The sequence below is a fragment of the Pseudomonas sp. genome (assembly GCF_051660785.1).
Lineage (GTDB): Bacteria > Pseudomonadota > Gammaproteobacteria > Pseudomonadales > Pseudomonadaceae > Aquipseudomonas.
The window spans coordinates 41,630-53,080 of sequence record NZ_JBOFQE010000090.1; the positions used below are offsets into that span (position 1 = coordinate 41,630).

Here is an 11,451-nt window from a genome sequence, read left to right on the forward strand (position 1 = left end):
CGCACTTGACCAGCTTTATGCAGGGAAATGCGACGAGTGCTGCGCTATGCTTCGCGCCTTTACGCTTTACCAATTTTTTACAGTCAACAAAACGTCTGTAACGTCATGTAAAACAGCGCATGCTGCGTGGCAAAGCATAGTGCTTCTTTCAAAGAAGTCCGGTCTGGGTAGTAGGAGTGGTGGATGGGTCAGGCAAGTAGTCAGGCGGCGGGTGCCGAGCATTCGGCGGCAAAGCCGATCGGCATGCTGGTCGCAGCGGTCGGGGTGGTTTATGGCGATATCGGCACGAGCCCGCTGTACACCCTTAAAGAAGTGTTTTCCGGCGGCTATGGCGTACCGGTCAACCATGACGGCGTGCTGGGCATCCTGGCGTTGATCTTCTGGTCGCTGATCTGGGTCGTCTCGATCAAATACATGATGTTCGTGCTGCGCGCCGACAACCAGGGCGAAGGCGGGATCATGGCCTTGACCGCACTGGCGCGTCGGGCGGCGGCGGGGCATCGCAAATTGCGAGGGTTGCTGGTGGTCTGCGGGCTGATCGGCGCGGCGCTGTTCTACGGCGACAGCATGATCACCCCGGCGATTTCCGTACTCTCGGCGATTGAAGGCCTGGGACTGGCATTCGATGGCATCGACCATTGGGTGGTGCCGTTGTCGCTGGTGGTGCTGGTGGCGCTGTTTCTGATTCAGCGGCACGGTACTGCGCGGATCGGCATCCTGTTCGGGCCGATCATGGTCACCTGGTTTGTGGTGCTGGGCGCGCTCGGTGTCTACGGCATCCTGCAGCACCCGGAAGTGTTGCAAGCGATGAACCCGGTCTGGGGCGTGCGCTTCTTCATCGTTCACCCGGGCATGGGCGTGGCGATTCTCGGTGCGGTGGTGCTGGCACTGACCGGTGCCGAAGCGCTGTACGCCGACATGGGCCACTTCGGTCGCAAGCCGATTGCCCGCGCGTGGTTCATTCTTGTGCTGCCGGCACTGGTGCTGAACTATTTCGGTCAGGGCGCCTTGCTGCTCGGTGATCCGGAAGCCGCTCGCAACCCGTTCTATCTGTTGGCGCCGAGCTGGGCACTGATCCCGTTGGTCGGTTTGTCGACCCTGGCCACGGTGATCGCTTCGCAAGCGGTGATTTCCGGCGCGTTCTCCCTGACCCGTCAGGCGATCCAGCTCGGTTACATCCCGCGCATGCACATCCAGCACACCTCCAGCGCCGAACAGGGCCAGATCTACATCGGCGCGGTGAACTGGTCGCTGATGGTCGGCGTGATTCTGCTGGTGATCGGCTTCGAATCCTCCGGCGCCCTGGCCTCGGCCTACGGTGTGGCAGTGACCGGAACCATGCTGATGACCACCATCCTGGTGTCGGCGGTGATCTTGCTGCTGTGGAAATGGCCTCCGATCCTCGCCGTCCCGCTGTTGCTCGGTTTCCTGTTGGTGGACGGTCTGTACTTCGCGGCCAACGTGCCGAAAATCATTCAGGGCGGGGCGTTCCCGGTGATCGCCGGTATCGCGCTGTTTGTACTGATGACCACCTGGAAGCGCGGCAAACAGCTGCTGGTGGAACGCATGGACGAGGGCGGGCTTCCGCTGCCGATTTTCATCAGCAGTATCGCGGTGCAACCACCGCATCGCGTCCAGGGCACCGCGGTGTTCCTGACTGCGCGCCCGGACGCCGTGCCCCACGCGTTGTTGCACAACCTGCTGCATAACCAGGTGCTGCATGAGCAAGTGGTGCTGCTGACCGTGGTCTACGAAGACATCCCGCGAGTGCCGCCAACACGGCGCTTCGAGGTTGAATCCCACGGAGAAGGGTTCTTCCGCGTGATCCTGCACTTTGGCTTCGTCGACGAACCGGACGTGCCGCAAGCGCTGAAGCTGTGTCATCTCGATGATCTCGACTTCAGCCCGATGCGCACCACCTACTTCCTCAGCCGCGAGACGGTGATCGCCTCCAAACTTGAAGGCATGGCCCGCTGGCGTGAGGCGCTGTTCGCCTTCATGTTGAAGAATGCCAATGGCAATTTGCGGTTCTTTAATTTGCCGTTGAACCGGGTGATTGAGTTGGGTACTCAGGTGGAGATGTAAGCCCCATCAAAAAGCCCCCGTTGCCATGAAAGCAGCGGGGGCTTTTTTGTGTCCGATGACTTGAATCAACTGACTATCCCCTGTGGGAGCTAGCCTGCTGGCGATAGCGGTCTGTCAGTCGACAACAATGGTGGATATCAGTCCGCCATCGCGAGCAGGCTCGCTCCCACAGGGGATCTGCGGTGTTACTAGCTTTCGGGCAGGTCTTCTTCTGATTCGGTCTTTGTCCGGGCTGGTCGCGGCGTCAGCACCTTCACCACATCATCAATCACCGCCTTACCCATCGCAGTCAGATAGTGAGCAGCCCACGCGTGGCGGTCGGTGTCTCTTGCGTAGGCGGCATCCTCGGAAAATGATTTGGCGAGGAACAGCAGATCGGATGCTTGGGACAATGCTTGAACGATGGGGACACCGGCGCGGACGTTGAACAACGCCTGATCCGGGCAGTAGATGAGCGGGGTGAAGCCTATGGTTTTTAATTCTGAAATTGCGGAAGCATCATTTTTAGTCATAGTCAAAAAATCCTAGTTGAGGAGCTGACTCATTCGTTTCCAAGCGAATGGGTGACAGCTGTACGCAGGTTGGAAACCGGGAACTAGGAAACCGGCACGCCCGAGGGCGTCCCACGCACAGCTGCCATAACTCATGATTACAAAATACGCATGCAATCATGAAGGGGCGCTGTTGCGGCCAGTATCCGACGGGTTTCCAAGCCCGATCGCTGAAAGGTCAGCGACGTCCGGAGAGTATCCCGTCGAAGAAAAACGCAACAAGGCGGCAAAGTGCCCAAACGCGAGATTCGGAGTTTGCCTACAAGGTCTGCGGGCGTCATCCGATATTGCGACACGTTAAGTTAAACGAAACTAAACACGGTGAGGGATTTGATAAGTCGCGGGAGTTTTTGCGTTGTTGCAAATATCGAAAGGTCTTGACGGTTCAATATTTCCAATGAGACAAGTGTCCACGTTTTATGGAATGTGGACACTTGGAGTTCCTGGCTTCATGAAGAGTCAAGACATTTTGCTTTTGTTCAAGATGGTCAGCCTGCACGCCCAGGAAGAAAATCTCTTTGGGAGGATGGAGTCTGAGTCGAATTCGAACACAGTTGAGGAGTTATTGAAGCCCCAGCAGATAAAGCGAATGACCGCGGGGAGCCCAGTGGGGCAGCCGCGAGTCACCTACCCCGCTGATAGTGAAGAAACTGTATTCCACCGCCAGGAGTTCGACTCACCGTTGAGCGACGAGGATGGATGGGAGGGGTGGTCGGAGCCTGTGCCTTCTACTCCGCTGGCGAGCTGGAGTGAAGGTTACTCGTTGCGTGCGTTATCTGCGTCTCTTGGGCTAAGCAAAAGCGAGGTTTCAAACGCTATAGCCAGGTGTCGTGAGTCCGGATTGCTCACCAATGACTACGACACCGGGCTCCCGAAAGTTAATCGGCGAGAACTGCTGAAAATTACCGAGCACGCTCTGAAATACTTTTTCCCCGTGAAGCCGGGCGCGATGGTTCGCGGTATTCCGACAGGCTTCGCAGCGCCAGCGCTGTCCAAAAGCATCAAGAGCGCTGGCGGGTTGATTCCGGTCTGGCCTGATGCACTCGGAACTGAGCGGGGTCAGGCGATAGAGCCGCTCTACAAGACAGTGCCGGAAGCGGTGAAGAGAGACAGAACCCTTTATCACTATCTTGCGCTGGCCGATGCGATCCGTCTTGGTGGTCCGCGAGAGTGTGGCGTGGCGATCAACATTTTAAAAGCTGGGATGGGCCTGAAATAACATGTCGTCAAACGCTGATCACAACTACGAGCTCATAGAATTTGTTGCAGAAGGTTTGGGGGCGGCGTTTCTCACTGAGGTTGCTTTTGTTGGTGGTTGCACCACCGCCATGCTGGTTACTGATACTGCTGTGCTGGACGACATTCGTTTCACCGATGATGTTGACTTGGTGATCGAGCTTGCAGGCATTAGCGCCTGGCAACACCTCATAGAGCGGCTGGCGGCCAAGAACTTCAAGATCACCGGTGAGGATGAAGTCAACTGTCGTTTCCGTTTCAACGACGTCGTCGTTGATGTGATGCCTTCTGATCCCGCAGTTCTCGGATATGCCAACCGTTGGTTCGTGGAGGGACTGGCGAGGGCCGATAAATTTACGTTGCCCAGTGGGACCGTCATCCAGATATTTAAACCGACCTACTTTCTTGCGACGAAACTAGAGGCTTTTAGTGGTCGCGGTGAGGGCGACCCTTACCACAAAGACGTCGAAGATATCCTCATCTTGATTGATGGTCGTCCAGAGCTTTTAGAGGAAGTTCGCCAAGCTGAGCCTGAGCTCAAGAAATTCATCACGACTGGAATTCGAGAACTCACGGTGCTCAATGGTATCGACTACGTGATTGAAAGCTCGGGCTCGGTGCAGGCCAATCCGGGTAGAGGGCGAATTATTCACATGCGCATGAAAGACCTGAGCAACGCATGAGATACATCACCAGATCGGTGATAGGACGGACCAGGAAAGCCAATCATGACTATGCTGGCGCTCTCTGCATCGGGGGCAGAGGGCTGTGCGTCATTACGGATGGTACGTCGAAGCCCGGCAGTGGCCAACTGGCTGAATGCTTCGTAAAAGGTGTTTTAGCGGCCTACCCGAAACACATGGATCGATGGGGCGATATCACCGAGCACGAAGAAGTTGAGCAGTTGCTTTGTTCAGTGCTGGCCGAGCTTCACCCCACTTTGTTTGCGGACCAGACTGGGACCATGTGTTACCTGATCGGTTTCGTTGCTCATGGGAAGCTCACGCTTGCGTATGAGGGCGACTGTTCGTGCGGCGTCGTGACATCGGGTGGCACGATCGAGTGGATTACGCCGCCCCACTGCAAGGCCAATTGGAAGCGCGACCGTTCGCATCGTGAGTTGGCGCAAGATCCGGCACGAAACTGGGTCACCCGATGCCTGAAGGCTAATCGTGCCCCGGACCCTGACTTTGTTTTTCACCCCTTGGCCGTTGGTGAGCGACTGGTGTTCGTAACCGATGGCTTCTGGGCGGAGTTAACGGAGGCGCAGCAAAGCAGCTTACTGGCAGCACCAGATAGCGACTTTATCGCTGTTGAAGATGACGTAACGTGGATAGATGTTCAGTTTTAGTCTTGGGAGCAAAGAGCATCGACATGAAGTCCGGCTAGCTGGTAGCGCTTGATGTTTGTACATGTAAAAAAGCCCCCGGAGCCTTATGGCAGAGGGGGCTTTCTGTAGACTGTTCAGATCACTCCTGAGCCGTCTCACCCTTGCCCTGACGCTTCTCGATGATGTCCACCAAGCGCTTTGCCAGCGCCGGGTAGTTCTCGTCGAAGTGATGGCCGCCAGGCAGTTTCATCGCTTCGCCCACGGCGCTCTTGTCGGTGCAGCCGCTTTCGTCGACTTCTTCTTCGCCGTAGATGCACACCACTTTTTCCGGTGGCAGCTTGGACATTTCCGGGCCGGTGGCGGCTTCTTTGCCGGCGTTGCCGAGCCAGCCTTCGACTTCGATTTCGAAGCTGCCAGTGCGGGCGAAGGCCAGCAAGATGATTGCGTCGACGCGTTGCTGCTCCGCGGGCTCCAGGCGGTTGTAGATCGCCGGCAGGACGTCGGCGCCGAACGAGTAACCGGTCAGGATGAAGCGCTTGGTGCCCCATTTCTGCCGGTAGTGTTGCATCAGTTCGGCGAGGTCCAGGGCGCTTTGCTCCGGGCTCTTGTGCTGCCAGTAGTAGCGCAGGGTGTCGATGCCGACCACCGGGTAGCCGATCTTCGCCATCTCGCCCGCGACGTCGCGATCCAGGTCACGCCAGCCGCCGTCACCCGACAGGAACAGGGTCACGGTGTCCTTGGCCTGGCCGGCCGGGACTTCAACCACGGGGATTTGCAGGCCACCGGCGGCTTTATCGCCACCGACAAGAATCTTGCGCAGTTCGTTGTTCAGCACTTGCGGCAGGTTGATGTCGTAGTCGCTGATGCTGGTTTCGGCGTTGGCCTGGTCGCGCACGAAGCCGGCGCTGGTGTCGTCCGGGTTGTCGTTCCAGGCCACCAGCCAGTGGCCGTGAGTCGCGCTTTTCGGCAGCAGGTGGGTGCAGCCGGGTTTTTCCAGCGCCAGGTCTACCGAGACGGCCTGAGCCTTGTCGTCCTTTTGCTCGGACAACCAGCGCCACGCCAGCACGGCGCCAGGGCCGATGCCGCTGACCAGGGTCGCCGGGCCTTTGAGCTCTCTCAAGCCCGATTGCAGGGCGCGGCTCTGCAGCAGGCAGTCCTTGGGCAGGATCACCTGGACAATCTGCGCCGAGCCGGTGCGGCTGAGGGTCATCAATTGTTTGTCGCTGAGTTTCTGGTCTTCATTGACCGCCACCAGCACCTGGGCGCGTGGCGTGTTGCCGGGGATGACGCGGGTCATCGCCGCGCCATCGGCCGGGGTCAGCTGTTCGAGGGTCGGTTCGGGGGCCGGGCGTTTCAGGTACCAGTAACCGCCGCCGAGAATCAGGGCCAGCACGACCAGCGTGCCCAGTACATACCGCAAGGAGCGTTGAATCATCAGCGTTTCACCAATCCAGTCAAGCCGCCCGCAATCAGGGCAGCAGTGTCGGCCAGGGCAACCAGCGGATCGAGTCCGGCAGGTACGGCCATATAACGGGGTTCCCAGTCAGGCTGGAACTTGTCTTTGAAGCGGCGCAAGCCTTGGAAGTTGTAGAGCTGCTCACCACGGCGGAAAACCATCGAGCCCAGACGCTGGGTCAGCGGTGCGCCACGCCGGGGTTGCAACCCCGACAACGGCACCATGCCCAGGCTGAAACGCGCGTATCCGTGACTCTTATAATGTTGAATCAGACCGACCATCATGAATTCCATGGTCAGCTTCGGCGCCTCGGGGTGCGCGCGCATGAGATCAAGGCTGGCCAGATCGTGGCCGTAAGTCTCGAGCAGGTTGGCAAACGCCACCGGGCGCCCTTCGAAACGAATCACCGCCACGCGAAAATGCTTGATGTAGTCGTCGCTGAATCGGCCGAGGGAGAAGCCTTTCTCGCGCACGTTCTTGCCGGTCAGCCAGGCATCGGAAATGACTTTGAGCTCATCCATCGGCGCATGGCCCGGCTCATGGATTTCCAGCGACAGGCCATCGCGGGTGCCGCGGTTCCAGGTGTAGCGCAGGTCTTTCATCTCTTTGCCCTTGGCTTCGAGATCAAAGCGCTGCAGATCGACCCGGGCTTCTTCGCCGAGCTTGATCGCGGTCAGGCCGATGTCCATGTAGTACGGCAGGTTCTCGGCGCGCACTTGATAGAACACGGGGCGGGCGTGGTGGATGTCGCAGAGGTCGCGGAACTGCCAGATCATTTCCGCCCGTTGCTGGGTCGGGCCGATCGGGTCGTACAAGGCCACCAGGCTGCGGCCACGGCGGGCGTACATCAGGAACGCTTCGTCGTTGGGGTGAAACAGCAGCGCCTTGTCACCGGTCAGGGCCAGGCCTCCGTCCGGTTGCGAGGAGGCCATGAGAATCTTTACCGCGCGATCCAGTTCATCAGGCGTCGGCAAGTGAATCACCGGGCGTGCGGTGCGCAGCAGCCAGGTCAGGGAGACGACCACCAGCAGAACGGCGGCGCCGAGCAGCGAGCGCAAGCCACGCGGAGCATCGGCGTCGAGGGTGAACTGCCACCAGAGTTGATGGCTGTACGGAACGTCTTGATAGGCAAACAGCAGAAGCCAGATCGACGCGCCGAGCACGCATAGGCTGGACACCAGATACAACGGCGAGAACGGCAGTTCGGTCAGGCGGCTCGGGCGATAGAACGAGCGCCGGAAAACTCCCAGCAGGCTCGCCGTCAGGGTCATCAGGCAGGCTTCTTCCCAGTCAAAACCCTTGAGCAGAGAGAGCAGGGCGCCGACCAGCAATAGAATGGTGGTCAGCATCCACGCGGCGGACAGCCGACGACGCAGCCCTTGCGCCAGCAGCAGGCACAGCACGCCGACCAGGCTGGCACCGAAGTGCGACGCGTCGACCAGGCGATGGGGAATCAGAAAGCCGATGTGTTCCAGGCGGGTGTCGATTTCCGGGGTCACGCCGGAGAACAGCAGCACCACGCCGGACAGGAACACCAGCACCGCCAGAATTGGTGCCGCAAGACCGGAAGCGGCTCGCAGGGACTGGCGCGACTGAAACAGGCGCTGGCCTTCGTTGATCAGCAGGAATACACACGCCACCAGCAGCGGCAGCACGACATAGATCAGGCGATAGAGCAGCAGCGCGGCGGCCAGTGGAGCGGCGCCGAGTGTGTCGGCGAAGGCGGCCAGGAGAATGGCTTCAAATACGCCAACACCGCCGGGCACATGGCTGAGCACGCCAGCGGCCAGGGCCAGCAGGTACACCAACAGGAATGCGCCGAAGGGCGGCGCTTCCGGCAGCAACAAATAGAGCACGGTCGCGGCGGCGGCCACGTCCAGGGCGGTGATGATCAGTTGCAGGAAGGTCAGGCGGCGACCGGGGAGGCGCAAGGTGCGGCGCCCGACCTTGACGAGCAAGTTGTCCTTGGAAGGCTGTTCCGGAAGGCGACGGCGGTAGATGCCGATGGCCAATACGCTGAAGAGCAGCAAAACGGCTGCGGCAACGGCGCCCAGCAACCCTTCGGACAATCCCAGGGCCGCCGAGGCAGCAGGCAGGTTGCTGAGGGTCGCCAGGGCGGCCAGCGGTGGCAGGGCGCAACCAAGTGAAAGGCTGGCGAACAGTGTCATGTGAGCGACTTCTGAAGCCCCCAAGCCATGACGTGCATATAAACGGTAGCGGACCGAGCCCCCCGAGAGCATCGAAAGACCAATGGCGTTGCCGATGGCAAATGCGGTGAAGCCGCCCAGCGCCAGGATGCGCGGCGCCAGTGTCACACCCGCGTAGCGGCTGGCCGACCATTCGTACCCCAGCAGAATGATGAAGCCGACCACAGTCGCGCCCAATGCGCCGAGCAATGCCGGTTTCGGTATTTCGAGGATCGAGTCATGCAAAGCGTACAGATCGAGTTCGCTGAGCAGGTGACGACAGGCAATCAGCGCGATAGCGAACAGCAGCAGAGTGACCGCCAGGCCGATGGGTTGACGGTACTTGCTGACCAGATCCAGCAAGCGCAGACGCTCGGCCTTGATCGGTTGGGTCGCTGTGACGGTGTCTTGTGGATCAGACGAGTTGGCGCGCATCAATCACCTCTTGGATTGTGCGCGACAGGATGGAGGTATCCAGCCAAGTTACCAATCCCTGTAGAAAAAAATAATCACAAATATTAACGCCTCTCACCGGTTGGCGGCGATGGCATGTCATTGGACGTAGAGGGTTCTGTCTGCGATTCAGCATAGTCTGAACTCACAGCCTGGGTGATCCCGAACGCTTCGGTACACAGTGACAGGTCATTGTTGCGAAAGGACTTTTTCAACAGATACAAAAAAGGCCACTCTTTCGAGTAGCCTTTTTTGATGTTTGGTTGCGGGAGCCGGATTTGAACCGACGACCTTCGGGTTATGAGCCCGACGAGCTACCAGACTGCTCCATCCCGCGTCTGTGTGGCGGCATTCTATAGAGATACGCCTGAGTGTCAACCGTTAATCTTGAACCGGGTCGAATAAGCGTGAATGAGCGGCGAACGGTCGCAGGGTAGGCTTAAGTTTCGGAATCAGAACGATTTCTCCCTTTTGGGGAAAGAGCGGCACAAAACAGACGCGCACAAAAAAGGCCACTCTTTCGAGTAGCCTTTTTTGATGTTTGGTTGCGGGAGCCGGATTTGAACCGACGACCTTCGGGTTATGAGCCCGACGAGCTACCAGACTGCTCCATCCCGCGTCTGTGTGTCGGCATTCTACAGAGGATCGCGAGGCTGTCAACCTTGAATCCGGATAAAACCTGTTCCGGTTCAATCGCTTAGGTGGAAAGTGGGGCAGGGAGATCGTCTGCAAGGCAGGTGTGGCAAGGCTTGCAGCTCTATCGAACGGCGCGTTTCGATTGAGAAATTAAATTCATTGGGTACTTTTCCTACGAGAGGGGAAGAAGATTCAGACTACTGGTGCTATATACAGGTGTCAGTGAGATACTGCCGATCCGACACGCCAAAACACCATTTCTTCACCATGAACACCGCTTCTATATGAACCAGCGAAAGATCATCCACGTCGATTGTGACTGCTTTTACGCCGCCATCGAGATGCGTGACGACCCGCGCCTGGCAGGTAAACCCCTTGCGGTGGGCGGTTCTGCGGATCGGCGCGGGGTGATTGCCACCTGCAACTATGAAGCGCGGGCCTATGGCGTGCGCTCGGCGATGTCTTCCGGGCATGCCTTGAAGCTGTGCCCGGACCTGACCATCGTCAAGCCGCGCATGGACGCCTATAGAGAAGCGTCGAAGGAAATTCACACGATCTTTCGCGATTACACCGACCTGATCGAGCCGCTTTCCCTCGACGAGGCTTACCTCGACGTGTCGGACTGTGCCCATTTCGGGGGCAGCGCCACGCGCATCGCCCAGGACATTCGCCGCCGAGTCTCCAATCAGTTGCACATCACCGTTTCGGCCGGCGTCGCGCCGAACAAGTTTCTGGCCAAGATCGCCAGTGACTGGAAGAAGCCCAACGGTTTGTTTGTGATCACGCCGGATCAAGTAGAAGACTTTGTCAGCGGTTTGCCCGTGAGCAAGCTGCACGGCGTGGGCAAAGTCACCGCTGACAAACTGGGGAAACTTGGCATCGTCGATTGTTCGCATCTGCGCGAGTGGGACAAGTTGGCGCTGGTACGTGAATTCGGCAGTTTTGGCGAACGACTCTGGAGCCTGGCTCGTGGGATTGACGAGCGTCTGGTGCATAACGACAGCCGCCGGCAGTCGATCAGTGTCGAAAACACTTACGACGTGGACCTGCCGGATCTGGTGAGCTGCCTGGATAAATTACCCGAGCTCCTGGAAACCCTGGCTGGCCGCATGGCGCGGATCGACAGCAGCTATCGGCCGGGCAAGCCGTTCGTCAAAGTGAAATTCCATGACTTTACCCAGACAACGCTGGAGCAGGCCGGGGCAGGGCGGGATCTTCAGAGTTATGAGCTGTTGCTGACCCAGGCGTTCAATCGCGGCGGGAAGCCGGTGCGGTTGTTGGGGGTTGGGGTCAGGCTGGAGGATTTGCGGGGTGGGTTTGAGCAGATGGAGTTGTTTGAACGGTAGTGGCAGGGTTTTGATGCGGCGGTGAATGTCAGACCGTCATCGCTAGCAGGCTAGCTGTGATCTCTCTGTAGGTTGTTCACTCGGGGCTTTTCCGGGAAATTGGAGGTGCGAACCAAACCAAGTACCTGGAGGCCCCGAGTGAACACTCATAAAAATGCCCGATTAACCGTTT

Annotated in this window: 8 protein-coding genes and 2 tRNA genes; 5 read left to right on the plus strand and 5 right to left on the minus strand. The window is 58.6% G+C overall.

Features of this window, described 5'->3' with window-relative positions; all coding sequences use genetic code 11:
• Positions 1-183 precede the first annotated feature (183 nt).
• Positions 184-2,085 carry a potassium transporter Kup gene (locus ACRC4F_RS26320; protein WP_438661978.1) on the plus strand — a complete coding sequence of 634 codons (1,902 nt, stop codon included), beginning with the start codon at positions 184-186 and terminating at the stop codon, positions 2,083-2,085.
• Between the two features lie 188 nt (positions 2,086-2,273).
• Here ACRC4F_RS26320 and ACRC4F_RS26325 read toward each other — a convergent pair whose 3' ends face one another.
• On the minus strand, positions 2,274-2,597 hold the full coding sequence (locus tag ACRC4F_RS26325) for a DUF3077 domain-containing protein (protein ID WP_438661979.1): 324 nt from the start codon (positions 2,595-2,597) through the stop codon (positions 2,274-2,276).
• 490 nt (positions 2,598-3,087) lie between these two features.
• On the opposite strand from ACRC4F_RS26325, the gene ACRC4F_RS26330 reads away from it, so the two are divergent.
• From ACRC4F_RS26330 to ACRC4F_RS26340, 3 genes are read left to right on the plus strand one after another with little or no spacing between them, the layout of a single operon-like run.
• Positions 3,088-3,855: a MarR family transcriptional regulator gene (locus tag ACRC4F_RS26330; RefSeq protein ID WP_438661980.1), complete on the plus strand. Its 768-nt coding sequence runs from the start codon at positions 3,088-3,090 to the stop codon at positions 3,853-3,855.
• A 1-nt stretch (position 3,856) separates the two neighbouring features.
• Positions 3,857-4,555 (plus strand): hypothetical protein, encoded by a 699-nt coding sequence (locus ACRC4F_RS26335; protein ID WP_438661981.1) that lies wholly within the window; start codon positions 3,857-3,859, stop codon positions 4,553-4,555.
• Positions 4,552-5,223, plus strand: a complete 672-nt coding sequence (locus ACRC4F_RS26340) for a PP2C family protein-serine/threonine phosphatase (protein ID WP_438661982.1) — start codon at positions 4,552-4,554, stop codon at positions 5,221-5,223. Before ACRC4F_RS26335 ends, ACRC4F_RS26340 begins: the two co-directional genes overlap by 4 nt.
• A 118-nt stretch (positions 5,224-5,341) precedes the next feature.
• On the opposite strand, the gene ACRC4F_RS26345 is transcribed toward ACRC4F_RS26340, so the two are convergent.
• The 4 genes from ACRC4F_RS26345 to ACRC4F_RS26360 form a co-directional block, all read right to left on the minus strand.
• A complete protein-coding gene (locus tag ACRC4F_RS26345; RefSeq protein ID WP_438661983.1) occupies positions 5,342-6,637 on the minus strand; it encodes an AcvB/VirJ family lysyl-phosphatidylglycerol hydrolase in 1,296 nt (431 codons plus the stop codon).
• Positions 6,637-9,279 carry a bifunctional lysylphosphatidylglycerol flippase/synthetase MprF gene (gene mprF / locus ACRC4F_RS26350; RefSeq protein ID WP_438661984.1) on the minus strand — a complete coding sequence of 881 codons (2,643 nt, stop codon included), beginning with the start codon at positions 9,277-9,279 and terminating at the stop codon, positions 6,637-6,639. The genes ACRC4F_RS26345 and mprF overlap by 1 nt, the downstream gene beginning before the upstream one ends.
• 278 nt (positions 9,280-9,557) lie before the next feature.
• Positions 9,558-9,634, minus strand: a tRNA-Met gene (locus ACRC4F_RS26355).
• A gap of 205 nt (positions 9,635-9,839) precedes the next feature.
• Positions 9,840-9,916 (minus strand) — tRNA-Met (locus tag ACRC4F_RS26360).
• A 301-nt stretch (positions 9,917-10,217) separates the two neighbouring features.
• Here ACRC4F_RS26360 and dinB point away from each other — a divergent pair.
• Positions 10,218-11,279: a DNA polymerase IV gene (dinB, locus tag ACRC4F_RS26365; protein WP_438661985.1), complete on the plus strand. Its 1,062-nt coding sequence runs from the start codon at positions 10,218-10,220 to the stop codon at positions 11,277-11,279.
• The last annotated feature ends 172 nt before the right edge of the window (positions 11,280-11,451 follow it).

Excerpts from the sequence above, each read along its gene's own strand:
- ACRC4F_RS26335 (WP_438661981.1), top strand. The coding sequence starts at position 3,857 with ATGTCGTCAAACGCTGATCACAACTACGAGCTCATAGAATTTGTTGCA.
- mprF (WP_438661984.1), bottom strand. The coding sequence starts at position 9,279 with ATGCGCGCCAACTCGTCTGATCCACAAGACACCGTCACAGCGACCCAA.
- ACRC4F_RS26330 (WP_438661980.1), top strand. The coding sequence starts at position 3,088 with ATGAAGAGTCAAGACATTTTGCTTTTGTTCAAGATGGTCAGCCTGCAC.
- ACRC4F_RS26325 (WP_438661979.1), bottom strand. The coding sequence starts at position 2,597 with ATGACTAAAAATGATGCTTCCGCAATTTCAGAATTAAAAACCATAGGC.
- dinB (WP_438661985.1), top strand. The coding sequence starts at position 10,218 with ATGAACCAGCGAAAGATCATCCACGTCGATTGTGACTGCTTTTACGCC.
- ACRC4F_RS26320 (WP_438661978.1), top strand. The coding sequence starts at position 184 with ATGGGTCAGGCAAGTAGTCAGGCGGCGGGTGCCGAGCATTCGGCGGCA.
- ACRC4F_RS26340 (WP_438661982.1), top strand. The coding sequence starts at position 4,552 with ATGAGATACATCACCAGATCGGTGATAGGACGGACCAGGAAAGCCAAT.
- ACRC4F_RS26345 (WP_438661983.1), bottom strand. The coding sequence starts at position 6,637 with ATGATTCAACGCTCCTTGCGGTATGTACTGGGCACGCTGGTCGTGCTG.